This window comes from Oryzibacter oryziterrae (assembly GCF_021864535.1).
Classification (GTDB): Bacteria; Pseudomonadota; Alphaproteobacteria; order Rhizobiales; family Pleomorphomonadaceae; genus Pleomorphomonas; species Pleomorphomonas oryziterrae.
Window position 1 is genome coordinate 1 of record NZ_JAKJIC010000027.1, and the last position, 25,522, is coordinate 25,522.

A 25,522-nucleotide genomic window follows, 5' to 3' on the forward strand; every position below is an offset into this window, starting at 1 on the left:
ACCATCCACGCAGTCATTGCAAAAATGTCCGAAGGTCCTTGCCAGCGATAAGATTGACCCAAACCCTATCGACGCAGCATAGTCCATCACCACAACACCAAAAATGCCATCTACATCTTTGTTTTGACTGCGTGGATGGTCCGCCTTCGCGGACCATGACATCTGGGTCAGTTGGTGTCTGGCAAAGGCATGTGGCTCATTGTCGTGAGGTCTGCGTTTTCCGCTTTCGAAATTCTCATGCCCGGATGCCATGAGAAGTTGGGAACATCTTGCCTGAGCCGATGCGTCAGCATCCTGGGCGAAATGGCTTCAGAGGGGTTTATAGGGCCCTCAGGCCCGCCGAAGCGCCTCCTGCACCGCCTGCGGCGCCCGATCGATGACCAGGAGATAGGCGCGCGTCGGCCCCTCTGGCTGGCGTGCGCTTTCTCATACCGGCGCGCCCCTCTCGTCCGGGATGCGGCCTCCAAGCCACCCTCCATCTGGCGAGACATCGGCTCCGCCCCATCGCTTCAAGCCCACATTTTGCAAGAAAGGTGGCCTCAAGGGGCCGCTCCACCGGCTCCGCCTTGCCCCTCGTGCGAATAGCGCACACTTGTGCGCTCGCCTTGTCCCAAGGTGTGAGCTCTTCTGTTCGCGGCCACCGACCGGGTCAAGCCCTTTGCAGGCTTGCGATTTCCTGTGCCGGCGGCTGCGGCGCCTCCGGATCGCAAACCGGCATTTGGTATACAATGCCACCCCGAAACACCGCCTTCAGCCCCCACCTGCGGCCAATAGTCCGCCTCGAAGCCTTGCCGGCCCGGCATTCCTGTATACACTCACCCCCAGTCGCATTCTGGGAGGAAATGCCGATGACCGCACACAGCTTTCCCTTGAACACCTGGTACGCCGCCGCCTGGACCCATGAGGTCGGCGCCAAGCTCACCCCGCGCAAGATCTGCGGCACGTCGATCGTGCTCTATCGCCAGCAGGGTGGCACCGTCGCCGCGCTGGAGGATGCCTGCTGGCATCGCCTCTTGCCGCTGTCGCTCGGCTTTCTGCGCGGCGACGAGGTGGTCTGCGGCTATCACGGCCTCGTCTTCAATCCGGAAGGGCGCTGCACCTTCATGCCGGCGCAGAAGACCATCAACCCTTCGGCCTGCGTCCGCGCCTATCCGGTGGTCGAAAGGCATCGTCTCATCTGGATCTGGCCGGGCGATCCGGCGCTGGCCGATCCCGCGACGATCCCCGACTTCCACCACAATGACGGCACCGACTGGGTCGGCACCGGCGGCACGCGCTATGGCCTCAAGTGCAACTATCGCCTCGTCGTCGACAATCTGATGGATCTCACCCACGAGTCCTATGTGCATGCCGGCTCCATCGGCGACGACAACATCACCGCCGCCCCCTTCGACGTCACCCATACCGACCGCACCGTCACGCTCACCCGCTGGATGATCGGCATCGAGCCGCCGCCCTTCTGGAAGAAGCTGCTCGGCAAGCCCGGCGTTCATGTGGACCGCTGGCAGATCGTCACCTTGCAGGCGCCATCCACCATCGTCGGCGATGTGGGCGTGGCCGTCACCGGCACCGGCGCGCCGGACGGCGACCGCAGCCAGGGCGTCAACGGCGCCTTTCTCGCCGCGATCACGCCGGAGACCGAGACGTCCTGCCATTATTTCTGGAACTTCGTGCGCAACTTCGACAAGGAAAACGAGGAGCTGTCGCAGGCGCTCAACAAGGGCCATGTCAACGACGGCAAGGGCGTCTACGACCAGGACTTCTTCGTCCTCGAAGCGCAGCAGCGGGCCATCGACGAGCATCCGCGCATGCCCTTCTACAATCTCAACATCGACGCCGGCGTGCTCTGGGCGCACCGCATGATCGACCAGATGATCGCCCGCGAAGCCACGACCACGTCCGCCGCTGCCGAGTAAGCCCCCATGCAAAGCCATCTCGACTGGCGCGACGCGCGCCTTCTCTCCACCGTCGACCTCAGCGCCGACGTGCGGCTGTTCGCCATCGAACCATCCGCCGATTTCCGCCCGCCGACGCCGGGCAGCCACATCCAGGTGCTGGTCAGCATCGGCGACCGGCAGGAAAGCCGCTGCTACTCCACCGTCGGCCCCTCAAGTGACGGCGTCTATCGCATCGCGGTGAAGCGGCTCGCCACCTCGCGCGGCGGCTCGGCCTTCATGTGGACGCTCGAAGCGGGCTCCACCTTGCGCATCGCCCTGCCGCGCAATCATTTCGAGCTCAAGCGCAACCGGCCGGCCTATCTCCTGCTCGCCGGCGGCATCGGCATCACGCCCATCCATTCCATGGCTCTGGCGCTGGCCGGGGCGGGCGCCGATTTCCGCATGCTCTACGCCGCCCGCTCCGCCGCCGATCACGTGCTGGCCGACGAGACGCGGGCCGTGATCGGCGACCGCCTCGCCACCTTCGCCGACGACCACGGCGAGCGCGTCGACCTCGACGCGGAGATCGCCGCCCTGCCGCAGGGGGGCGAGTTCTACGTCTGCGGCCCCATCGGCCTGATGGACGCCGCCCGCCAGGCCTGGGCCCGCGCCGGTCGGCCGGCGACCCAGGTCAGGATGGAGACCTTCGGCAACTCCGGCCGCCTGGTCACCGCGCCCTTCGAGGTGGCGATCCCCCGGCTCGACCGGGCGATCACCGTCGACGCCACCGAGACGCTGCTCGAAGCGCTGGAACGGTCGGGCGTGGCCATGATATCCGATTGCCGCAAGGGCGAGTGCGGCCTGTGCGCCCTGCCGATCCTTGACGCTGACGGCGAGGTCGATCACCGTGACGTCTTCTTCTCCGACGAGGAAAAGGCGGAAGGGGCGCGCCTGTGCACCTGCGTGTCGCGCTTCTCCGGCAGCCGCCTCGTTCTCGACACGCCTGACCGGATCGCCCCATGAGTTCCCCTGCCGCCGCCCGTGGCGAGAAAGCCGCCTCGCAGACCCTGAAGGCCGTTCTGAAACTGCGCGACCTCATCGTCTCGGGCGAGCTGGCCCCGGGCGAGCGGGTGCCGGAGCTGCAGATGGTCGAGCGGTTGGACGTGTCGCGCACGCCGGTGCGCGCCGCCCTGATGCGGCTCGAACAGGAAAATCTCGTCGAGGCGCTGCCCGGCGGCGGCTATGCGGTGCGCCGCCTGTCCGAGCCGGATATCCTCGTCTCCATCGAGATGCGCGGCACGCTTGAAGGTCTCGCCGGGCGCCTCGCCGCCGAACGCGGCGTCAGCGCTGCCCATCTGGCGGAAGCCGGCGAGATCCTCGACGGCATCGACCGGATCGTCCGCCCCCTCGATCTCGACATCGATCTTGCGCTCTACGTCGACCTCAACGCCGGCTTCCACGCGCTGATCGCCGAGATGGCCGGCAGCCCGGCACTGACGCTGGAGATCGAGCGTGTCGCCGCCATGCCCTTCGCCTCGCCGAGCGCGCTGGTGCCGCTCGAAGCCGGCTCGCCGGCCACCCATCACGTCCTGACCATCGCCCAGGAACAGCACCGCACCGCGCTCGAAGCCATTGCCGCCCGCGAGGGCAGCCGCGCCGAAGCCATCCTCCGCGAACACGCCCGCAACGCCCAGCGCAACCTCCGCCGCGCCCTCGCCAGCGGCCGCCAGCTCATGGAGCTGGCCGGCGGACGGGGGCGGTGAGGGGCCTCACGCTGAGCGCAGGGACCGCACGAAGTCGTTTACGCTCTGTTGCAGGTGGTTCGAATTGTCCTGCAGCGAGGTGGAGAGCGACATCAGCTGCGTCGCCGCCGCGCCGGTCACTTCGGCGGCCGAGCCGACGCCGACGATGTTCGAGGTGACGTCGGTGGTGCCTGTGGCGGCGCGCTGGGTATTCTGGGCGATCTCGCCCGTCGCCGCGCCCTGCTGTTCCACGGCGCCGGCGATGGAGTTGGTCACCTCGCGGATCGTGTTGATCGTGTTGACGATGCGCGAGATGCTGTCCACGGTCACCGTGGTGGCGTGTTGCATGTCGCCGATCTTGGCGCCGATCTCGTCGGTGGCGCGGGCGGTCTGGGCGGCCAGCTGCTTGACCTCGCTGGCGACCACCGCAAAGCCCCGGCCGGCCTCACCGGCGCGCGCCGCTTCAATGGTGGCGTTGAGGGCCAGCAGGTTGGTCTGTTCGGCGATGGCGCGGATCAGCACCACCACCTGGCCGATGGACTGTGCCGACGACGACAGCGCCTGGATGTTCTGCGTCGAACGGGCCGCTTCCTCGGCGGCCTCCTGGGCGATGCCGGCCGAATGGCTCACCTGCGTGTTGATTTCCCGGACGCTGGCGGACAGCTCCTCGGCGCCTGCCGCCACGGTCTGCACATTGGTGGCCGCCTCTTCCGCCGCACCGGAGACCGCCTGCGCCTGGCGCGAGGTCTCCTCGGCGGTCGCCGACAGATGCCGGGCCGCCGTCGCCACTTCGCTGGACGAGGCCACGAACTGCCGGCCCAGGGCCTGCATGTCCTCGGCAAAGCGGTCGGCGATGGCGTTGCGGCTGCGCAGCCGTTCGGCTTCCAGCGCCTCGGCCTCGGCCTGGCGCATCCGTGCCGCCTCGGCGTCGGCCAGTTCGGCCCGGAAGCGTTCGAGCACGCGGGCCATGGCGCCGAGTTCGTCCTTGCGCTCGACGTCCGGGATGGCCGACTGCAGGTCGCCCCCCGACATGGTCTCCATGCGCCGGCTCACCCGGTCCACCGGGCGCGTCACCGAGCCGACCACGAGATAGGCAACGCCTGTCGCGGCCAGCAGGGCGAGCAGCCCGACGCCGAGCATGGCCGTCTGGACTTGCGCGGCCAGGCTCTGCAAGGCCTCGCCGGCCGCATCCGCCTCGCGCTTCTGAACGTCAGCAAGGCTGGCGCTGGCCTCGCCGATTTGGTCCACCAGGCCGTCGATCTCCTCGTCGATGGCGCGAAGCGCCGGCGTCAGCTCCTGCGAGGCCTGCAACTGCGGCAGCAGCTTGTCCCGATAGGCCCGCTTCAGTTGCTCGAAGGTGGCGACGATGGTTTCCACGGTCGCCTTTTCCTCGCCGGACACGGCCGAGGCGCGCACTGCCACGATGTCCTTTTCGGCGGCACTGACCGCGTCGGCCCATTCGGTTGCGGAGGCGGCGAGATTGCGATTGATCTCCGCCGATCCGACGATGTTGCCGAGCTCGGCGCCGACGGTCACCAGATCCTTTGCCACCTCGAGATTGTCATGCGCCGCGTCGGCAGCCTCAGACAGCGCCTCGATCTGCTCCGTGGCGAAATAGCCTTGGCCGATGACGATGGCGAGCCCCAGGAGGGGCACTGCAACACTTGCGGCAAGTCTGCGGGCTACGGTCCAAATCATGAGGGGCTCCCAACGCTGCGCCGATGCGGTTGCGGGGTGGACAAGACTCACTGCCCTTCCACCGCAGGATGATCCCGGCCGCGAACTGCAAAGTGTTGCGCTGACCGATTTGCTTCAGGACCCAATGACGGTTCAAAGCGCCGAAGAGCGGTATCCCGTTACGCACAAATCACTTGAATATATGTGCGTTAAAATTCTGTAAAATCTGGCCGAACTTGAACAAGTTCGATAAAATCGGATAGAAGAAAGGATTATTATTATTGCATATGTGCAGTATGCCCTGTTCAGTTCGAAATATTTTTACGCCTTGTAGGTATATTCAAGATATAAGATTTGTGTGTCTGTACATGCATTTCGCAGGCACCATAAACTATATCATCACGCTCAAGAATTCAGATGCGGCGATTTGCGCAGCATGTTTGCCGTGACAGTACAGCCCGAGACATCGCGGAAGCAGCCTCAGAATTCCCCGCGCGCGATGCGCCGCAGCGGCGCGAACAGCCCGTCGTAGACGCCGTCTCCCAGCGCGGCGGCGATGCGGTCCTCGTTGCGCGCAGCGATGGAGCGCAGGCGCTCCACCAGTGCCACACCGGTGTCGGTCAGATGCAGGCACTGGCTGCGGCGGTCGGTGGCCGACGGGCGCCGGAGCATCAGGCCGCGCCGTTCCAGTTCGCTGACCATGGCCACGAAGTTGGTCTTCTTGATGTCGAGCGCGGCGGCCACGCGGCCTTGCGCCACGCCGGGATTGCGGCTGACGATCATCAGCGTCGAATATTGCGCCGGCTTGATGTCCTCGGCGGCAAAGTCGGCAAAGAAGCGGCGGAAGATCATCAGCTGGGCGCGCCGCAGCACATAGCCGATCTCCTGCCCGAGCGGCCCGATGTCGATATCATCGCCGGTCGCCCCGTGGATCTCCGTCTCCTCGTCCCCCGCTTCCATCCGCCCCTCTCCGCGTCCATCCCCTCTTGTCCCGAAATTCCCGCGCCTCGGCAAGGGGGACGATGACGGGAAGGTCCGGGGAGACCGGCGACCGATGCGCCCCGTCCATCCTACCGCCCCCAAGATCTGACCGGAACCGCCAGCGCCTCCCCCCGTCCCTTTATCGCCCCGGTGCACCGGCGGGCCTTGAAGGTCAGGGGGCGCGTCCCCATCCTTGGCACGGGCACAAGGACCCAAGGAGGCTCACATGCCGCAGGACGGCTCGAAATTCTGGAACTGGATGGCCCGCCGCTATGCCGCCAACCCCATCAGCGACACCGCCGGTTATCAGCGCACGCTCGATCTGATCGCCGGCCATCTCGGCCCGGAGAGCCGGGTCTATGAGTTCGGCTGCGGCCCCGGCACCACGGCGCTCCGCCTGGCGCCCGACACGGCAAGCTATTTCGCCGTCGACTATGCCGAGCGCATGATCACCATTGCCGAGGAGCGGGCCGCCGCCGCGCCGCCCTGTCCGAGCCTGCGCTTTGCCGTCGGGCATGCGCAAGCGAGCGGACTGGCGCCGGCGTCGGTGGATGTCGCCATCGGCTTCAACATCCTGCACCTGCTGCCCGACCGGCCCGCGCTCCATGCGGAAATGCTGCGCATCCTGAAGCCGGGCGGCCTTCTCATCACCAAGACGCCCTGCCTGGCCGAGGCAACCCCGCTTCTCCGCCTGGTGCTGCCGGTCATGCGCACGCTCGGCTTCGCCCCGCCGGCCGCCTTCTTCACGGCAGCGGAGCTTGCCGCCGAACAGCGCGCCGCCGGCTTCGAGATCGTCCAGGAGCTCCGCCACGGCAGCAAGACGCCCGACCGCCGCATCGTCCTGGTCGCCCGCAAGTCGGCGTGAGGAGAGGCCGCACAGGCGCGCGAGACAGGGGCCGGGTCACCCGCGTTCGGGAAACAGCCCCGGCATCCAGCTCGCCGCACAGGCCGAGGGGATAGCCAAATGCAGGGGGCTCTTGGGCGTTTGCGACGTCAGCACCCCCTGGCGCAGCAGCTCGGACGTCACACGTCTTGCCTGCCGATCGCCCAGCCCGAGCAGGCCGGCGACCTCGCTGCGCGGCAACGTCCGCTCCCATGTCCGGTTCTCTTGTAGGTGAAACATAGCTATTTCAAAAGGATAGGTCCACCTGTTTCAAGTGCACGTCCGGCTGGATGTCCGCTTGCCCGTCCGGTTCCTGTCGCTCTTCCCGCTTACGTATTTTCCTTGACATGATAATAGTTATATTACATAACCATTTTCATCGACGGTGGGAGGAGAGACGCTGTCGATACCGGAGGACGCGGAGGGGCCGTCGCCGCACGGCTCGCCCGGATGCCTTTCCCTTGTCAGCCTTTCCGGACGGCACCCACCCCGTCCCATAGCGAGGATGTGTCATGCCCTCAGCCGCATTGCCGGAGACGCTTGAGGTCACGCGCGACGAGGCCGTCGCGATCCTGAAGCTCAACCGCCCCGAAAAGCGCAACGCGCTTGATGACGACACCATCGAGGGCATCCGCGCCTTCTTTGCCGGGCTCGGCCCGGACGTGCGCGCGGTGGTGGTCCACGGTGCCGGGGCCCATTTCTGCGCCGGTCTCGACCTCGGCGAGATCTCCGGCGCCCCGGACATCCTGCGCTCGATCCGCCATTCGCGCATGTGGCACAAGGCCTTCGACGAGATCCAGTATGCGCCGGTGCCGGTGTTTGCCGCCCTGCATGGCGCCGTGGTCGGCGGCGGGCTGGAGCTGGCGGCCGCCACCCATGTGCGCATCGCCGAAAGCTCGGCCTATTATGCGCTGCCCGAGGGCCAGCGTGGCATCTTCGTCGGCGGCGGCGGCTCGGTTCGCGTGCCGCGTCTCGTCGGCGTGCCGCTGATGCAGGACATGATGCTGACCGGCCGCACCATTTCCGCCCGCGACGGGCTGATGTTCGGCTTCAGCCAATATGTGGTGGACGACGGCGCCGCCCTGCCCAAGGCGATGGAGCTCGCCCACAAGGCCGCCGGCAATGCGCCGGCCACCAATTTCGCCGTACTGCACGCCCTGCCGCGCATCGCCGAAATGGGCCCGGAGGAGGGCCTGTTCACCGAATCGCTGATGGCCGCCATTGCCGACACCCACCCCGACGCCCAGGAACGGCTCCGCGCCTTCCTCGAAAAGCGCGCCGCCAAGGTGACGCATCGCGAGTAGGGGGGAAGCCCAGACGCGGTCGGACAACTACCCCAACGCCGTCATGGTCCGCGAAGGCGGACCATCCACGCAGTCACAAGCAAGGAAGTTGACGGCCATATTGATCGGCAGAGGGGCAGGAACGCGAAAGTTACGGAATAGTCCTGAAAGACGATCACATTCGAAATCAAAATCAAATGTCATCTCCTTCAGTCGGCATCAAAGGCATATGCACTGACCTTCGGACTCTTGTTCCTTTGACTGCATGGATGGTCCGCCTCCGCGGACCATGACGGCGCCGGGAGTTGGTCGCCAAGGCGGAGTTGAAACGTCATTGTTCTTGGGAGGGAACGCATGACACCAGATTTTCACGACGTGGACCTCGGCCAGTTCGATGCCGCCATGGAGCACCGCGCCGACGGCTCGATCATCGTGCGGCCGCGCCAGGATCTCGGGCCCTATGGCCGCGCCGTCACCGATCGGCTCGACGTGTGGGCGGAACGGACGCCCGACGCCACCTTCCTGGCCCAGCGCGTCAAGCTGCAGGGCGGCTTCGGCGACTGGCGCCGGGTCAGCTATGGTCAGACGCGGGCGCTGGTGCGCCGTCTCGCCTCGGCGCTTCTCCGGCGCGGTCTCGGCCCGGACCGGCCGCTGGCCATCCTCTCGGGCAACGAGATCGAGCACGGGCTGCTCGGCCTCGCCGCCATGTATGCCGGCATTCCCTATGCGCCGATTTCGCCCGCCTATACGCTGGTGGCCACCGATTTCGAGAAGATCCGCTCGATCATCGAGCGCCTCACCCCCGGCCTCGTCTACGGCTCCGACCTCTCGGCGCATGCCGCCGGCATCCTCGATGCCGTGCCGGCCGACGTGGAGCTTGTGGGCCGTGAGGGCACGGTTGCCGGTCGGACTGCCACGCTCTGGGACGATCTGATCGCCGAGCCCGAGGACGCCGCCGCCGTCGACGCGGCCAATGCCGCCATCGGCAGCGCCACCATCGCCAAGATCCTGTTCACCTCCGGCTCCACCGGCAAGCCCAAGGGCGTCATCAACACCCATGGCATGATGTGCGCCAACATGAAGATGATCGCCCATCACTGGTTCCCCTTCGTGCTGGAACGGCCGCAGGTGCTGATCGACTGGCTGCCCTGGAACCACACCTTCGGCGGCAACAAGAATTTCGGCCTGGTGCTCTACACCGGCGGTTCGCTCTATATCGACGACGGCAAGCCGACCCCGCGCGGCATCCTGGAAACCGTGCGCAATCTGCGCGACGTGTCCCCCACGCTCTATTTCAACGTCCCAAAGGGCTTTGAAGAGATCATCCCCTATCTGCGCGCCGATCCGGAGCTGCGGAAGACCTTCTTCAAGGATCTGAGGATCACCTTCTATGCCGGCGCCAGCCTGCCCAGGCACATCTCCGACGATCTCGACGCGCTGGCCGTGGAGACCACCGGCAAGCGCTATCTGATGGTCTCCGGCCTCGGTGCCACCGAGACGGCGCCATCGGCCATGGGCGCCAACAAGCGCCTTGCCCGTCCCGGCCAGCTCGGCCTGCCCATGCCCGGCACCGCGTTGAAGCTGGTGCCCACCGCCGGCAAGCTCGAGATCCGCGTCTCCGGCCCCAATGTCATGCCCGGCTATTGGCGCGATCCGGAACAGACCGCCAAGTCCTTCGACGAGGAGGGCTTCTACAAGCTGGGCGACGCGGTGAAATTCGTCGACGAGGCCGACGTCAACGCCGGCTTCGTGTTCGACGGCCGCATCTCCGAGGACTTCAAGCTGATGACCGGCACCTGGGTCAGCGTCGGGCCGCTCCGGGCGAAGATCGTCGCCGCCTTCGCCCCGCTGGTGAAGGACGCCGTCATTGCCGGTCATGACCGCGAGCGCGTCACCGCCCTCTTGCTGCCCGACATGGCCGCCTGCCGGGCCTTGCTGCCGCGCGAGGCTGCGGGCCTCAGCGACGCGGCGGTGCTGGCCGACTTCATCGTCCACAACGCCTTCGCCGCCCGTCTCGCCCATCTCGCCACCGAGAGCACCGGCTCGTCCAACCGCGTCGAGCGCATCGTGCTCCTGGCCGAGCCGCCGTCCATCGACGCCAACGAGATCACCGACAAGGGCTCGATCAACCAGCGCGCCGTTCTGGCCCGTCGGGCGCATCTGGTCGAGGCGCTCTATGCGACCAACCCGCCGCCCGAGGTGATCACGCTGTGAGCCTTGTGACACCCGTTCCGAAAGTGCGACATTGGCGCCTGCCCTGATCGCGGTCGATGCGACATAACCGTGACATGTGAGGACGCCCTGAAGGAGGGCCTGATGAACCCGCAGGATCTCATTGCCATCGACATGCACACCCACGCCGAGGTGTCCTGCCGGCAGGAACCCGACCCCTTCTGGACGCCCTTCGAAGAGGCGGCCGGCAAGTATTTCAAGACCGGCAAGCGCCCGACCATTCAGGAAACCATCGATTACTATCGGGAACGGCGCATCGGCTTTGTGATGTTCACCGTCGACAGCGAGTTCGAGATCGGTAACAGACGGATACATAACGAGGAAATCGCCCAGGCGGCGCGCGACAATGCCGACATCATGGTCGCCTTCGCCTCCATCGATCCGCACAAGGGCATGCTCGGCGCCCGCGAGGCGCGGGCCCTGATCGAGGACGGCGTGGTCAGGGGCTTCAAGTTCCATCCCACCTGCCAGGGCTTCTATCCCAACGATCGTCTGGCCTACAAACTCTATGAAGTCATTGCAGAATATCGTTTGCCGGCCATCTTCCACACCGGCCATTCCGGCATCGGAACCGGCATGCGCGGCGGCGGCGGACTGCGGCTCAAGTATTCGCAACCCATCCATCTCGACGATGTGGCCGTCGATTTCCCCGACATGACCATCATCCTCGCCCATCCCTCCTGGCCCTGGACCGACGAAGCCCTGTCGATCGCCCTGCACAAGCCCAATGTTTTCATAGACTTGTCCGGCTGGCTGCCAAAGTATTTCCCGCCCCAGGTGATCACCTATGCCAACGGTCCCCTGCGCAGGAAGATGCTGTTCGGCTCCGACTTCCCGCTGATCACACCGGAGAAATGGATAGATCAATTCCGCGAGGCCGGCTTCAAGGACGAGGTCCACGACCTGATCCTCAAGCAGAATGCCATGGGAATACTTGGACTGAAGTGAGTATGGTCGCGTCAAGTCTTCACGCGTTGCTACCCCCCTCTCCAACTCTCCCCCTCAAGGGGGGAGAGGGTTGGACAGGTGCTTCCGGCCATAGCCTTCGGCGTTGATTGTTTCTGTATTGAACCAATCGGCACTCTCTCCCCCCTTGAGGGGGAGAGTTGGAGAGGGGGGTACCCCGCCTTAAACCCCACACCACACAAGAGGCCCAACCCATGGATATCAAAGACAAATCCGTCATTGTGACAGGCGGCGGTTCGGGTCTTGGCGCGGCGACGGCGTTGCGGTTGGCCAAAGCCGGCGCCAGGGTCGGCGTGTTCGATCGCAATCCGGAAGCCGCCCGCGCCATCGCGGAAGCGACCGGCGGTCTTGCCCTTGTCGGCGATGTCGCGGACGAGGCGAGCGCCACCCAAGCCCTTGAAAAGGCTCGCGATCATCATGGTCCGCTGCGCGCACTCGTCAACTGTGCCGGTATCGGTACGGCCAAGCGGGTGGTCGGTCGCGACGGTCCGATGCCCCTTGCCGATTTCGAGCGGGTCATCCGCGTCAACCTGATCGGCACCTTCAACATGATCCGCCTCGCCGGCGCGGCCATGTCGACCGCCGAACCGCTCGAAGACGGCGAGCGCGGAGTGATCGTCTCCACCGCCTCGGTCGCCGCCTTCGAGGGGCAGATCGGTCAGGCCGCCTATGCCGCCTCCAAGGGCGGGATTGCCGCGCTGACACTGCCGATCGCCCGCGAGTTTGCCGGCTTCGGCGTGCGCGTCGCCACCATCGCGCCGGGTCTGTTCCTGACGCCACTTCTGGCCGAACTACCTGAAGAGGCACAACAAAATCTCGCCGCCGCCATTCCGTTCCCCAAGCGTCTCGGCCATGCCGACGAGTTCGCCGCGCTGGTCGCCCACATCCTGGACAACCGCTATCTCAACGGCGAGATCATCCGCCTCGACGGCGCCCTGCGCATGGCACCACGCTGATCGGCGGATGCTCTAGTGGAGCAACTTTGACATTTGAGTCCCGGATGACATCGGCCTCGCGCTCAAATGTCAAAGTCTAAAGCTCCACTAGAAACAGAGACTTGCTAGTGGTTCTCATGATTCTGACATTTGCTCGACGGGTGGTATCAGGCGGATGCAAATGTCAGAATCGAACCACTAGCGCTGTCGGCTGTGCTATAGCACCTGACGAAGCAGACATCCGCCATCGCGGATGCGCGCGCTAGGCAAGGGAACCGCTGGCAATCGTGACCGATCTTTCCGTCGAGGCCGAACTGATCGCCGTGCTGGTGGCCGTGGCCGATGGCGTGCCGAAGGTGATGACGCTCGACCGCGGCCGCCTGTTGCCCGCCGGCCCGCTGGAACGGCGCCATCCCTCGCTGCAGGCGGGGCTCGGCGAACGGGTCAGCGAACAGACGGGGTTGCGGCCGGGCTATCTCGAACAGCTCTATACCTTCGCCGACCGCGACCGGCCCGGCAATGGCCCGGACCGGCAGATCATCTCCATCGCCTACCTGGGCTTGACCCGCAGCGAGGGTGGGCTCGGCGGACATCCCGGCGCGTCGGCCTGGGCCGACTGGTACGCCTATTTTCCCTGGGAAGATCACCGCCAGGGGCCGCCGCCGGTGCTCGATCTCGTCGCCGGTCGCCTTGCGGTCTGGGCCGGGCGGGCCGGCAGCGTCGCGCTCGGCGAACAGCGCCGCCGCCGCGTGGCGCTCGCCTTCGGCCGCGACGGCCTGCCCTGGAAGGACGAGCTGGTGCTGCAGCGCTACGAGCTGCTGTTCGAAGCCGGTCTCGTCTCCGAAGCCGGCGCCGGCGCCGACGGGCTCGGTCGGCCCATGACCGGCGACCACCGTCGCATTCTGGCCACCGGCATCGCCCGCTTGCGCTCGAAGATACGCTATCGTCCTGTGGTGTTTGAACTTTTGCCGCCCGCCTTCACACTGCTGCAGCTGCAGCGTACGGTGGAGGCGCTGGCCGGCGTCGGTCTGCACAAGCAGAATTTCCGCCGCCTCATCGAGACGCAGGAACTGGTCGAGGAGACCGGCGACAGCGAAGTCTCGGGCGCCGGCCGTCCCGCCAAGCTCTTCCGCTTCCGCCATGCCGTCCTTGAAGAGCATCCCGACGCCGGCAACAAGCTACCCGTCCGCACCCCGGGCTAGCGCAGGCGAGGGCACGTCATGTCCTTGAGGCAATGGATGAATTTGACACTGCCTCACGAAGCCGAAAGCCCTGCGCCCCAAGACAGGCGGCTCAGGAACTCAGCGCCTCGAACAATCGCGCGACGGCTTCCGCACCCGGATCCGCATGACCGGTCAGCTTTTCAGCGTTCACATAGGCGGCGCGACCTGCCTTGGCGACCTTCAGGGTTGCCGTGTGATCAGCGCCCTTGCGGGCGGCACCGGCCGCGGCGGCGAGCCCCTGGTCGAGAACGGCCAGCGCCGGGTGAAGGGCGTCGATCATGGTCCGGTCGCCCGGCCGGGCCCCGCCGATTTCCTGCATGCGGGTCAGGCCGGCCACCAGCGCATCGCGCATGGACAACCCGCTCGAGGCCGCATCGCCCGCCGCCGCGAAGAAGATCGCCAGCAGCACGCCCGACGATCCGCCCATGGTCTGGCTGAACTCCAGGCCGATGGCCCGGTAAAGCTGGGTATGGTCGGCCAGCGGCAGATGGTCCAGCGCGCCGATCAGGGCCTTTGCCGCGCCGGCCAGCGTCGAGCCCGTATCGCCGTCGCCCGACTTGGCATCCAGGGCATTGAGTTCCGACTCCAGCGAAATCATGATGTTGCAGCACTTGGCGAGAAAATCGCGCGTCGCCTGATGGTGCGACGGGATCGGGCGGATCGGCGTCAGGCCGTCGGGGAGCGCCAGGGTGACGGTGGGTTTGACCGGATGGCAGCCGGGCCAGGCCGACAGGGCGACATCGCTGCACAGCGATGCCGTGTCCTCGGCCGTCAGCGGGCAGATCGACACGGAAGCGCCGCGCATGTCCAGCGAGGTCATCATGGCGGCGGGACCGACGATATACTTGATCTTCTTGCCGAGCTCCGAGCGCAGCAGCTCGAAGGCCAGCACGGACATTTCGAGCACCGACGCACCGCCGAGATTGTTGAGCAGCGCCACATAGTCGCGATCCCCGGCCTGGGTCGCCAGCTTGTCGATCATCGCCGCCATCGCCTGCTCGGCGTTGATGAAGTCGATCTGCTCGACGCCGGGCTCGCCGTGAATGCCGAGGCCAAGTTCGGCCCGACCGGGGGCGATGCGGCTTTCCTTGATCGAGCCGGGCACCGTGCAGGTATCGAGCGACATGCCGATCGACCGGGTGCCGGCGATGATCCTTTCGGCCGCCTGCGTCACCGTTGCGAGATCGCAGCCCTTTTCCGCGAGATCACCGGCGACCTTGTGCACGAACAGCGTGCCGGCGAGACCGCGCGACTGCGGCAGATCGGGCAAGGCGATGTCGTCGTCGACGATGACCATGTTCACCTTGAGGCCGAAAGCGCGCGCCCGTTCAGCGGCGAGGCCGAAGTTCAGCCGGTCGCCGGTGTAGTTCTTCACCACCAGCAGACAGCCCGCCGGGCCGGTCACCGCCAGAATGCCGGCGAGGACCGCGTCGACCGACGGCGAGGCGAAGACGTCGCCGCAGACTGCCGCCGTCAGCATGCCCGGCCCGACAAAGCCGGCATGAGCCGGCTCGTGTCCCGAACCGCCGCCGGACACGATGGCAACGCGGCTCTTGTCCCAATCGGCGCGCAGCACGACGCGGATATGCGGAAAGCCGTCGAGCCTGACCAGACGCCCGCCGGAGGCCATCACGGTGCCGTCGATCGCCTCGGTGACAATGTTTTCACGCTTGTTCATGAATTGCGTCATGGTGTCCTCCCGGAGCAAATTCCGCTCAGTCCTATGGATCTGAATGATGCGAATGGGCTCGAAGTCTTGTGTTTGTCTTTCACCAACAGGGTGATGCGATCGGCCTGAGACCTAGTGCCCTGCTTCACCTAAACTGACGTTCGGCAGGGCACTCGTTTTTTGTGGTGCGGCGCCTTTTTCATCTAATTTGGAGGCCTGAATGCCTCCAAATTAGATGAAGCGCAGCACTAGACCATGCGGGCTCCGTCGGCGTCGAAATAGAAGGGTCGGTGCGGCTCGATCTTCACGATGTCCCCCGTGCGCAGCGGCGTGTGGGCATCGATCACCGTGGTCAGGTCATGCGCCTTGAACGCCAGATGCAGGCGCGTCTGGTCGCCCAGGCGTTCGACCCGCTTGACCAGGGCGTCCTGGCCTTCCCCTTGACGGATCTGCTCGGGGCGCATGCCGATATAGACGGCGCCATGCGGGGCCGGACCGAACAGATCGGCCGGCAGGATGTTGATGTGCGGCTGGCCGAGGCGTCCGGCGGCATAGATGCTGACAGGCTGTTCATAGATCTCGCGCGGCGTGCCGAACTGCACCAGCCGGCCGTGGTCGAGCACGCCGACATGGGTGGCCATGGTCATCGCCTCGATCTGGTCGTGGGTGACATAGAGGAAGGTGGCGCCGAGATTGGCCTGGATGTTTTTCAGCTCGATCCTGAGATCGGCGCGCAGCTTGGCGTCCAGCGACGACAGGGGCTCGTCCATCAGATAGACCGAGGGACTGCGCACCAGCGCGCGGCCGATGGAGACCCGCTGCATTTCGCCCCCCGACAGGGCCGTCGCCTTGTTGTCGAGCTTGTGGCTGATCTGCAGGATCTCCGCCACCTCGGCCACCTTGGCGGCGATGGCTTCCTTCGGTGTGCGCAGCAGCGGCGACTTGAGGGGAAACTCCATGTTCTGGCGCACCGTCAGATGCGGATAGAGCGAATATTGCTGGAACACCATCGCGACATTGCGCTGTGCCGGCGGCAGTCCCTTCATGGCCTGTCCGGCAATGAAGACCTCGCCGGCATCGGGCTGGTCCAATCCCGAGACCATGCGCAGCAGCGTGGTCTTGCCCGCGCCGGTCGGCCCCAGCAGCACAACGAAGGCGCCGTCCGGCACCGTCAGGTCGACGTCGGCAAGGGCAACCTGCGGACCGAAAGACTTGGAAACGCCTTGCAAGATGATCTCAGCCATGGGTCAGGACCTTCTGGTTTGCGGTGGAGATCAAGGCATGGCCCGTGTCGGAAAACAGCGAGATCGAACGGGTGTCGAAGCGCAGGCCCACGGTCTCGCCCACATGCGCCGCCCGGTCCGAACCGATGCGAACCTTGACCTGCCCGAGGGCCGTCTCCAGCGTGACGATCTGCGTGGTGCCCAGATATTCCACCGCCAGAATGCGGCCGCGATAGCCGGCATCGTCGGAGAAATGGACGTGCTCTGGCCGCACGCCCAGAGTCAGCGTTCCGTCGCCGCCGCTGATCATCTTGGGGATGGCCACCGGCACTCCGGCGAGCGTGACCGAGGTGGCGCCATTGCCGACCATGCCCTCGAAGGGCAGCAGGTTCATGGCCGGCGAGCCGATGAAGCGCGCCACGAACAGCGTGGCGGGCCAGTCGTAGATGTCCTGCGGCCGCCCGAACTGCTCGACGACGCCGTGGTTCATCACCACGATCTTGTCGCCCATCTGCATGGCCTCGAGCTGGTCGTGCGTCACATAGACGGTCGTGGCGTTCATCCGGTCGTGCAGAGCACGCAGCTCCTGCGCCATGCGCTCGCGGAACTCCGCGTCGAGCGCACCCAGCGGCTCGTCCATGAGAAAGCAGGCGGGATCGCGCACCACGGCCCGACCGAGCGCCACGCGCTGGCGGTCGCCGCCGGACAATCCGCCGACCGGCTTGTCCAGCAAGGCGGTGATGCCCAGGATCTCGGCCACCTCGGCCACCTTGGCGCGCACCTGATCGCGGGGCATGCCCTGGCTGACCAGCGGATAGGAGATGTTCTTGCGCACGTTCATGTGCGGATAAAGGGCAAACATCTGGAAGACGAAGGCAATGTCGCGCTTGGACGCCGGCTTCTGGCTGACCTCGGTACCGTTGATGAAGATCTCCCCGGACGTGGGCAGTTCCAGCCCGGCGATCATGCGCAATGTCGTGGTCTTGCCGCAGCCGGACGGGCCCAGCAGCATGAAGAACTCGCCGTCTTCAATGGTGAAGCTGGACGACTGGACGGCAGTGAAGGCGCCAAATTCCTTGCGTAGGTTCTTGATGACGATCTGTGCCATCGTTCACTCCGGAAAGTGGCTGACGATGATGAACAGGACCGTTCCCACCAGCGTCACGAGGAAGGAATAGGTGAACAGCACCAAGGCCAGGGGCTGCATCAGCATCACCACGCCGGCGGCGATCAGGATGGTGGCCACCATCTCCCAGGGACCGCGGCGCAATCGCATAAGCCCACGGATGAAATTGCTCATTTGCGGACAGCTCCGAATGTGATGCCGCGCAGCAGGTGTTTGCGGAGCAGGATGGTGAAGACCATGATCGGCAGCAGGAACAGCGTCGCGCCGGCGGCCACGGCCGGCCAGTCCTTGCCGCCGGCGCCGATGATGGTCGGAATGAACGGCGGGGCGGTCTGCGCGGTGCCCGAGGTCAGCAGCACCGCAAAGGCATATTCGTTCCAGGCGAAGATCAGGCAGAAGATCGCCGTCGACGCGATGCCGGTGGCGGCCTGCGGCAGCACCACCTTGTAGAAGGCCTGAAAGCGCGTGTAGCCGTCGATCAGGGCCGCTTCTTCATATTCGATCGGGATTTCGTCGATGAACCCCTTCAGCAGCCACACCGACAGCGACAGGTTCACGGCCGTGTAGAGCAGGATCATGCCGAGATGCGTGTCGCTCAATCCCAGTTCCCGGTACATCAGGAAGATCGGAATGGCGACGGCGATGGGCGGCATCATCCGCGTGGACAGGATGAAGAACAGCAGGTCGTCCTTGAGCGGCACCTTGAAGCGGCTGAAGGCATAGGCGGCGATGGTGCCGAGGAACACCGACAGGAAGGTGGAGCCAAAGCCGATGATCACCGAGTTCATGAAGCGCTCGCCGTAGCGCGAGGGGCCGGTGATGACCATGTCATATTGGCGCACGATCGCGTCATACCAGGTGGTCGGCGGACCGAGGGCGGCCAGATCTTCCGGCGTCACCCGGCTGCGCGAGGTGAACAGGTTGACATAGCCCTCCAGCGACGGAGTGAACACCACCTTGGGGGGATAGGCGATGGCGTCGGCGGGCGTCTTGAAGCCGGTGGCGATGATCCAGACCAGCGGCAGCAAGGTCAGCAGCGCGTAACCGACAACCAGAATTCCGGCGATCCACTTCTGGCGGCTTGAAGGTTCGGTGATCGAGTAACTCATCTGTCTTTCACCTTGTTGAGCGCCTTCACGTAGATCGAGGCGAGGCCGAAAACGGTCACGAACAGGATCACCGCATAGGCGGAGGCAAAGCCGGTCCGCCATTTCTCGAAGGCTTCGCGCTTGAGGTCGATCGACGTCAGCTGCGTGGTGGCACCGGGGCCGCCGCCCGTCAGCTGCACCACCAGGTCGAACATCTTGAAATTCTCGATGCCGCGGAACAGCACGGCCAGCATCAGGAAGGGCAGGGCCATCGGCAAGGTGATGGTCCAGAACTGCCGCCATTTGCTGGCGCGATCGCATTCGGCCGCTTCGTAGATGCTGGGCGGAATGGACCTCAGACCCGCCAGACAGATCAGCATCACGAAAGGCGTCCACATCCAGGTGTCGACGATGATGATGGCCCAGGGCGCCAGCGAAACCTCGCCGATCATGGAAAAGCTGGCGGGGTCTGCGCCGGTCAGGAAGGCAACGAAGTAATTGAACAGCCCGATTTGCGGCTGGTACAGGAAGGTCCAGAAATTGCCGACAACCGCCGGCGACAGCATCATCGGCAGCACGATCAGCGTGGTCCACAGATCGTTGCCGCGGAACTTCTTGTTGATGAGATAGGCGAGCGCAAAGCCGATCAGCACCTGCAGCACAATCGTCCAGATCAGGAAATGCGCCGTGGCCTGCAAGGACGCCCAGGTGTCCGGATTGGTCAGGATCTTGCGGTAATTTTCGATGCCGACGAACTCGACCGGATTGTTGGGCCGGTTGGTGCGGAAGTTGGTGAGACTCAGGCGGATCGTCCAGTTCAGCGGAAAGATGTTCACCGCCAGCAGCAGCAATATGGTCGGCGTCACGAACAGCCAGGCGATTGTCCGGTCGGAGACGCCCCGCAGCCGGCGTGCAAGGGCTGGAGGTGTCGCTGCCGCGACACGCTGGGCAAGATCATCGTGCATGATACAGCTTTCCTGGAGCGACAGATCATCGGCACCGGAAAGGTCCGGCGCGCATGAGCCTCACGGAAAGGCCACCCGCGGCAGGCGCGGCGGGTGGCACGAGGGTCAGTATTTGCCTTCTTCCTCGAAGGTCGCATGCCAATCGGCCACCAGACCGTCGAGGGCTTCCTTGGCCGTGCCGTGGCCGGCCACCACATAGTCATGGAACCACTTCTGCGAGGACTGCAGCAGCGTTGCGTAGCTGGGTTCGGCCCAGAAATCCTTCACGATCGCCATGGAGTCGAGGAAGGTCTGCGCATAGGGCTGGCTGGTGGCAAAGCCGGGATCTTCCACCACGGCCCGCAGGGCCGAATAGCCGCCCAGTTTCCACCACTTGGCCTGGACGGACGGCTGGGCGAACCACTTGATGTAGGTCAGCGCCGCGTCCTTGTTGTCCGAGGCGGCGACAACCGAAATGCCCTGTCCGCCGAGCTGGGCGAACTTGTCGCCGTTGGGACCTGCCGGATTGGCAAAGTAGCCGGTGCGGTCGCCGCCGACATTGGCGTCGGTGTTGAAGCCGGGCCAGGTGAAGGCGAAGTTCATCTGCAGGGCGACCTGTCCGGACTTGAAGGCGTCGACACCCTCGCCCATGTAGCCGTTCGACGATCCGGGCGGCACGCAGCAGTCGTAGAGCGACTTGTAGAACTCGAGCCCCTTGACGGCGTTGTCCGAGTTCACGAAGCCTTCCATATCGTAGGGCTTGTCCGGGTTCTCATACTTGAAGCCGTAGCTGTAGAGAACGTCCATCACGCCCATGGTGATGCCTTCCGAGCCGCGCTCGGTGTAAATCGACGCGCCGTAGACCTTCTTGCCGTCGATGTCGCGGTTCTGGAAGAACTCGGCAATCTGCTTCAGCTCGTCGAAGGTCTTCGGCACGGCCAGCGCGCGGCCGTATTTGGCCTTGAACTCGGCCTGCAGTTCCGGACGATTGAACCAGTCCTTGCGATAGGTCCAGCCGACCACGTCGCCGAAGGCGGGCAAGGCCCAGTAGTTGGGCGTGTTCTTGGGCCATTCGGCATAGCCGACCACCGTCGCCGGAATGAAGTCGTCCATCTTGATGCCATTGGCATCAAAGAAGTCGTTGAGCTTGATATACTGGCCGTTTTCCGCAGCGCCGCCGATCCACTGGCTGTCGCCGATCATCAGGTCGCACAATTTGCCGCCCGAATTGAGCTCGTTCAGCATGCGGTCGGCAAAGCTGGTCCAGGGCACGAATTCGAAATGCATGGTGTTGCCCGACTGGGCTTCATATTCCTTGCTGAGTTCAACCAGCGCATTGGCCGGATCCCAGGCTGCCCAACACAGCGTCAGGTCCGTCGCCCGTGCCGCACTGGTGCCCATGGCAATGCTTGCCATTGCGGCAAGCATTGCTGGCGTCAACAACTGTTTCGCGTTCATGTGGTTGGTCCTCCCGAATGCAAGGGGCAGCCTCCTCGCCACCACACTTACGGGAAACACCATATGTGAGGTACGTGCCTCAAGGCAAGCAAAATTTTAGGTACGTACCTCAAGTCTATTGCGTTCGCCGATTTTTTGAATGAAAAGAACAGTATGAGCAAAGCTGGAGGTCAGATGCGACCGACAACACGGGATCTCGCGGCAGAGGCGGGCGTCAGTCTCGCGACGGTGGACAGGGTGCTGAACGATCGGCCCGGCGTGCGCCAGGATACGATCGACAAGGTCAACCAAGCCATTGAAAAGCTGGGATTCATTCGAAATGTGGTCGCAGCGAACCTGGCGCGCGGGAAAAGCTATCGCTTCCTGTTTCTGCTGCCGCGCACCGGCGACGAATTCCTGGCCGGGTTGGTCGCCTGCATCGGCGAGGCCAACCAGATCTTCGCGGCGGAGATGATCCAGGCGGATGTGATGCACATTCACCAGAATGATCCGCACCAGATCGCCAACCTGCTCGGCTCGCTCGATCCGCAACAGGTGGACGGGGTCGCGATCATGGCGCCGGAGTCGCCCCAGGTTCGCGACGCCAAGGCCCGCCTGATCGAGAAGGGCATCGACACCGTCAGCTTCATCGCCGGGCAGATCACCAGCGACCATGACGACTTTGTCGGCATCGACAACCACGCGGCAGGCGCCACGGCGGGCCGGCTGATGGGGCGCTTTCTCGGCCGGACGGCGGGCACGATCCTGATCATTGCCGAGACCATGCTCGCACGCGACAGCCTGGAGCGGCGACTGGGCTTCGATGAAATCATCAATGCCGATTATCCGCATCTGCGGGTACTGCCGTCCCTGGAAACCTATGGCGATCCGGAGCGCACGGCGCGGATCATCAGCAACGGCCTCCTCAGCCAGCCGGCCATTGCCGGCGTCTATATCGTCAGTTCCGAGGCGCGCGTTCCCCTCGAGGTGGTCACCGAGGTGTTTGCCAGGGACAAGCCGGTGATCATCGCCCATGAGCGCACGCCCTTCACCGAGGCCGCCTTGCGCTCCAATCAGGTTGACGCCCTGATCACCCAGGATCCCGGCCATCTCGTGCGCAGCGCGATGCGCATCCTGCGCGCCCGCCGCGACCGCCGCGAAATTCTCGCGTCGCAGGAAAAGATCCGCATCGAAGTCCTTATCAAGGAAAACCTGTAAGCGCCTTCGACTGCGACAGACCGGAGGCCTGCGCGCGCCGGTCGGCGCGCCAGGGGGAGTGTGACATTCCTAAATTGCCGGACTGGGACATTCCAACTTTGCGCCTATATTCGTACTTCGCATAATAAGTGTTATGGAATTTCACAGGGCTAGCTGGACCGAGCTTGACCCTGTCGCCGCGGCGCTGGTCGTCAACTCTCCAGCACGTCGAGACCGATGTCCAGCACCGGAGCGCTGTGGGTGATCCAGCCGACGGAAATGAGGTCGACGCCGCTTGCGGCGATGGCCGGCGCCGTGTCGGGCGTCACCCGACCGGAGGCTTCGGCCAGTGCGCGGCCATCGATGCGGCGCACCGCCTCGGCGAGCTGCGCCGGCCCCATGTTGTCGAGCAGCACGGCGTCGACGCCGGCGGCCAGCGCTTCGTCAAGCTGATCGAGCCGATCCACCTCGCATTCGATCTTCACCATGTGCCCCACATGCGCCTTGGCCCGCGCGATCGCTTCAGTCACCGACCCCGCGGCGGCAACGTGATTGTCCTTGATCAGCACGGCATCATCGAGACCGAAACGGTGGTTGGCGCCGCCGCCAGCGCGCACGGCGTATTTCTCCAGCGCTCTCAGGCCCGGCGTCGTCTTGCGCGTGCAGACGATGGCCGCCCTGGTGCCCTTGACCGACGCGACGATGGCCGCCGTCACCGAGGCGATCCCGGAGAGATGGCCAAGAAAGTTGAGCGCCGTCCGCTCGCCGCCGAGCAAGCCGCGCGTCGGGCCGGACAGGCGGGCGATGACGGTGCCGGGGGCCAGCGCCTCGCCGTCCCTCAGAAGCGGCGTGATCGCGATGACCGGATCGACCAGGCGAAAGGCCATCGCCGCCACCTCAATCCCGGCCAGCACGCCGACCTGCCGCGATATGAGCGCCAGCTCGCTGACGTGGTCGGCCGGGATCACCGCCGCCGAGGTAACATCCCCCGCCTGCCCGAAATCTTCCATCAGGGCGGTGCGGACGATGGGTTCATAGAGAAAGGCAGGCAGCGGCGCGAGGGAGGACATGGGTCAAGGCTTTCGGGTTGAAGTGGTGGGCGTGTTGTTGGGAGGCCTATTGTCTTTTAATTTCCGTGGCTTACCCCTGCCCCCCGCAGGGGGGGGGATTCAGGGCGGAACCGGCACGCCAGAGCTTGCGCCCAGGGCGATTGGCACGCTTTCACACCAAGCGCCCCCTTGCCGGTCGATCACCGCCCTCCCCGCTATCGTCCCCTCCCCCCTTGTGGGGGAGGGACAGGGAGAGGGGTGAACCACAGACCGGACAAGCAATCGGCTTGCGGGGCTGGGAGAGCTATGGATCGAGCGAAAAACTTTTGTTTTCAGTTGCTTACCCCTCTCTCCAACTCTCCCCCACAAGGGGGGAGAGAGTGCCGATTGGATCCGTAAAGAACGCGGGTACGGGGGGACTCGCGGATGGCAACACCAGGCTCTCCCTTTCCCTGCAGCACGAATGTTGGTGGCAGCACCAGGTTAGTCACGTCGAGCCCGGCCAGGAGATCCGCGAGTGTCGAAACTCGTGGCGGGGCGATTGCCCCCTCATCGCCATCCACCCGGCAATGCGCGCCGACGCTTTGCCGGCGGCGGAGTGCCGCCGTGGCAATCATCAACCCCACCAGTGCCGGATCGGCGGCAGCTCCCTCGCCGAAGGCGAGCGGAGCGAGGGCGGCGATGGCGGAGGCCAGCCCGTCACCGTTGCGCAGCAGGCCGAGGGCGGCGGAGACGATCGGGCGGACCGGACCGGCGTCGGCGCGTGGCGGCAGGGGACCGACCGGCGGCATCCGCAAGGGAAGCGTTTGCGCGTCCCGGAGATCCTCGGCGACCGCGAGCGCCATGGCCGCCGCCTCCAGGAGCGAGTTGCTGGCGAGCCGGTTGGCGCCATGCAGCCCGGTGCAGGCGACTTCCCCGATAGCATGCAGGCCCTCGATCGAGGTGCGTCCGCGGACGTCGGTGGCGACGCCGCCCATGTGATAATGCGCCGCCGGCCGCACCGGGATCAGATCGCGGGCGGGATCGAGCCCGGCGCGGGCAAGTTCGGCGGCGATGGTGGGAAAGCGCGTCGCAAAACGGGGGCCGAGCGCCGCGCGGGCGTCGAGAAACACCCTGCCCTGAGCCGCGCCGGCGGCAGCGATGGCGCGGGCCACCACATCACGCGGGGCGAGATCGCCGCCGGGCACACCTGCCATCAGCGGCCGGCCGGTCTCGTCGACCAGGACGGCGCCCTCCCCTCGCACCGCTTCCGAGATGAGCGGCAGCGGGCTGCCCGTCCCGTCCAGCGCGGTCGGGTGAAACTGCACGAACTCCATGTCGGCCATCACCGCGCCGGCGCGGGCGGCGAGTGCCAGACCGGCGCCGAAGTTGCCCGGCGGATTGGTGCCATGGGCGAAGAGCCCGCCGACGCCGCCGCTTGCCAGCACCACATGGGCGGCCGGCAGCACCAGCGCGGCGGCACCGGCGGCGCAGAGCAGGCCGGCAACCCGCCCGTCCTCGACGATCAGCCGCCGCGCCTCGACGCCCTCGATCACCGTGATCGACGGCGTGCGGCGCACGGCGGCGACCAGCGCCCGGGCGATCACCGCACCGGTGGCGTCGCCGCCCGCATGCAGGATGCGGCGACGGCCATGCGCCGCTTCGAGGCCGCGGGCGAACTCGCCGTCGTCAGCGCGGTCGAACACCACGCCATGGCCGATCAGCGCCGCCACCACGTCCGGCGCGCGCGCGAGGATGGCCCGCGCCGCCGGCGCGTCCACCAGCCCGGCGCCGGCGGCCAGCGTGTCGCTGAGATGATCCTCGACACTGTCGTCCGGCCCGATCGCCGCAGCCAGCCCGCCTTGTGCCAGTGCCGTGGAGGCCTCCGCACCGAGTCCGGCGCGCGTCACCAGCAGCACCGGCCGCGGCGCCATTTCCAGTGCCGCGAGCATGCCGGCAAGGCCGGCGCCGACGATCACCGGCCGGTCGGCTGGAGCGCTCTCCGACCTGA

Annotated in this window: 22 protein-coding genes and 1 pseudogene; 10 read left to right on the forward strand and 13 right to left on the reverse strand. The window is 65.6% G+C overall.

Annotated elements, in window-relative coordinates:
* The coding region (locus L2I41_RS19590; protein WP_237155277.1) for a hypothetical protein at positions 1 to 252 on the reverse strand (252 nt) is incomplete at its 3' end.
* 596 nt (positions 253 to 848) lie between these two features.
* On the opposite strand from L2I41_RS19590, the gene L2I41_RS19595 reads away from it, so the two are divergent.
* The 3 genes from L2I41_RS19595 to L2I41_RS19605 are packed head-to-tail and all read left to right on the forward strand — an operon-like array spanning position 849 to position 3,640.
* Positions 849 to 1,916 (forward strand): aromatic ring-hydroxylating dioxygenase subunit alpha, encoded by a 1,068-nt coding sequence (locus L2I41_RS19595; RefSeq protein ID WP_390634513.1) that lies wholly within the window; start codon positions 849 to 851, stop codon positions 1,914 to 1,916.
* Between the two features lie 6 nt (positions 1,917 to 1,922).
* On the forward strand, positions 1,923 to 2,900 hold the full coding sequence (locus tag L2I41_RS19600) for a PDR/VanB family oxidoreductase (protein ID WP_237155279.1): 978 nt from the start codon (positions 1,923 to 1,925) through the stop codon (positions 2,898 to 2,900).
* Positions 2,897 to 3,640: a GntR family transcriptional regulator gene (locus tag L2I41_RS19605; RefSeq protein WP_237155280.1), complete on the forward strand. Its 744-nt coding sequence runs from the start codon at positions 2,897 to 2,899 to the stop codon at positions 3,638 to 3,640. The genes L2I41_RS19600 and L2I41_RS19605 overlap by 4 nt, the downstream gene beginning before the upstream one ends.
* A gap of 6 nt (positions 3,641 to 3,646) precedes the next feature.
* On the opposite strand, the gene L2I41_RS19610 is transcribed toward L2I41_RS19605, so the two are convergent.
* The gene (locus L2I41_RS19610) at positions 3,647 to 5,317 is read right to left on the reverse strand and encodes a methyl-accepting chemotaxis protein (protein WP_237155281.1); all 1,671 of its coding nucleotides are present in this window, start codon (positions 5,315 to 5,317) and stop codon (positions 3,647 to 3,649) included.
* A 459-nt stretch (positions 5,318 to 5,776) separates the two neighbouring features.
* Complete coding sequence (locus L2I41_RS19615; RefSeq protein ID WP_237155282.1) at positions 5,777 to 6,256, reverse strand: MarR family winged helix-turn-helix transcriptional regulator; 480 nt, start codon at positions 6,254 to 6,256, stop codon at positions 5,777 to 5,779.
* A gap of 247 nt (positions 6,257 to 6,503) precedes the next feature.
* On the opposite strand from L2I41_RS19615, the gene L2I41_RS19620 reads away from it, so the two are divergent.
* Entirely contained in the window at positions 6,504 to 7,142 is a 639-nt protein-coding gene (locus L2I41_RS19620; RefSeq protein ID WP_237155283.1) for a class I SAM-dependent methyltransferase, read from the forward strand.
* Between the two features lie 36 nt (positions 7,143 to 7,178).
* Here the strand turns inward: L2I41_RS19620 and L2I41_RS19625 are convergent, their stop codons facing one another.
* Positions 7,179 to 7,400, reverse strand: a complete 222-nt coding sequence (locus tag L2I41_RS19625) for a hypothetical protein (protein WP_237155284.1) — start codon at positions 7,398 to 7,400, stop codon at positions 7,179 to 7,181.
* Between the two features lie 272 nt (positions 7,401 to 7,672).
* On the opposite strand from L2I41_RS19625, the gene L2I41_RS19630 reads away from it, so the two are divergent.
* From L2I41_RS19630 to L2I41_RS19650, 5 genes are all read left to right on the forward strand, one after another.
* Positions 7,673 to 8,464 (forward strand): crotonase/enoyl-CoA hydratase family protein, encoded by a 792-nt coding sequence (locus L2I41_RS19630; protein WP_237155286.1) that lies wholly within the window; start codon positions 7,673 to 7,675, stop codon positions 8,462 to 8,464.
* 333 nt (positions 8,465 to 8,797) lie between these two features.
* Positions 8,798 to 10,657, forward strand: a complete 1,860-nt coding sequence (locus L2I41_RS19635; RefSeq protein WP_237155287.1) for a feruloyl-CoA synthase — start codon at positions 8,798 to 8,800, stop codon at positions 10,655 to 10,657.
* 102 nt (positions 10,658 to 10,759) lie between these two features.
* Positions 10,760 to 11,623: an amidohydrolase family protein gene (locus L2I41_RS19640; protein WP_237155289.1), complete on the forward strand. Its 864-nt coding sequence runs from the start codon at positions 10,760 to 10,762 to the stop codon at positions 11,621 to 11,623.
* Between the two features lie 212 nt (positions 11,624 to 11,835).
* Positions 11,836 to 12,597, forward strand: coding sequence for an SDR family NAD(P)-dependent oxidoreductase (locus L2I41_RS19645; RefSeq protein ID WP_237155291.1), 762 nt, complete (start codon positions 11,836 to 11,838; stop codon positions 12,595 to 12,597).
* Between the two features lie 266 nt (positions 12,598 to 12,863).
* Positions 12,864 to 13,778: an NUDIX hydrolase gene (locus L2I41_RS19650; protein ID WP_237155293.1), complete on the forward strand. Its 915-nt coding sequence runs from the start codon at positions 12,864 to 12,866 to the stop codon at positions 13,776 to 13,778.
* A gap of 91 nt (positions 13,779 to 13,869) precedes the next feature.
* Here the strand turns inward: L2I41_RS19650 and L2I41_RS19655 are convergent, their stop codons facing one another.
* The 7 genes from L2I41_RS19655 to L2I41_RS19685 form a co-directional block, all read right to left on the reverse strand.
* Complete coding sequence (locus L2I41_RS19655) at positions 13,870 to 15,489, reverse strand: dihydroxyacetone kinase subunit DhaK (protein ID WP_237155294.1); 1,620 nt, start codon at positions 15,487 to 15,489, stop codon at positions 13,870 to 13,872.
* 227 nt (positions 15,490 to 15,716) lie between these two features.
* Positions 15,717 to 16,712, reverse strand: coding sequence for an ABC transporter ATP-binding protein (locus L2I41_RS19660; protein ID WP_237155295.1), 996 nt, complete (start codon positions 16,710 to 16,712; stop codon positions 15,717 to 15,719).
* Positions 16,705 to 17,799 (reverse strand): ABC transporter ATP-binding protein, encoded by a 1,095-nt coding sequence (locus L2I41_RS19665; RefSeq protein WP_237155297.1) that lies wholly within the window; start codon positions 17,797 to 17,799, stop codon positions 16,705 to 16,707. Before L2I41_RS19665 ends, L2I41_RS19660 begins: the two co-directional genes overlap by 8 nt.
* A gap of 3 nt (positions 17,800 to 17,802) precedes the next feature.
* Positions 17,803 to 17,991 (reverse strand): hypothetical protein, encoded by a 189-nt coding sequence (locus L2I41_RS19670; RefSeq protein WP_237155298.1) that lies wholly within the window; start codon positions 17,989 to 17,991, stop codon positions 17,803 to 17,805.
* A complete protein-coding gene (locus L2I41_RS19675; RefSeq protein WP_237155300.1) occupies positions 17,988 to 18,926 on the reverse strand; it encodes a carbohydrate ABC transporter permease in 939 nt (312 codons plus the stop codon). The genes L2I41_RS19670 and L2I41_RS19675 overlap by 4 nt, the downstream gene beginning before the upstream one ends.
* Entirely contained in the window at positions 18,923 to 19,870 is a 948-nt protein-coding gene (locus L2I41_RS19680; RefSeq protein ID WP_237155302.1) for a carbohydrate ABC transporter permease, read from the reverse strand. Before L2I41_RS19680 ends, L2I41_RS19675 begins: the two co-directional genes overlap by 4 nt.
* A gap of 105 nt (positions 19,871 to 19,975) precedes the next feature.
* A complete protein-coding gene (locus L2I41_RS19685; RefSeq protein WP_237155323.1) occupies positions 19,976 to 21,277 on the reverse strand; it encodes an ABC transporter substrate-binding protein in 1,302 nt (433 codons plus the stop codon).
* Between the two features lie 204 nt (positions 21,278 to 21,481).
* Between L2I41_RS19685 and L2I41_RS19690 the strand changes: the two genes are divergently transcribed.
* Complete coding sequence (locus L2I41_RS19690) at positions 21,482 to 22,504, forward strand: LacI family DNA-binding transcriptional regulator (RefSeq protein WP_237155304.1); 1,023 nt, start codon at positions 21,482 to 21,484, stop codon at positions 22,502 to 22,504.
* A 191-nt stretch (positions 22,505 to 22,695) separates the two neighbouring features.
* Here the strand turns inward: L2I41_RS19690 and nadC are convergent, their stop codons facing one another.
* Positions 22,696 to 23,553, reverse strand: a complete 858-nt coding sequence (nadC, locus tag L2I41_RS19695) for a carboxylating nicotinate-nucleotide diphosphorylase (protein WP_237155305.1) — start codon at positions 23,551 to 23,553, stop codon at positions 22,696 to 22,698.
* A 311-nt stretch (positions 23,554 to 23,864) separates the two neighbouring features.
* Positions 23,865 to 25,496: pseudogene (locus L2I41_RS19700) on the reverse strand (L-aspartate oxidase); the annotation flags it as partial.
* Between the last annotated feature and the right edge of the window lie 26 nt (positions 25,497 to 25,522).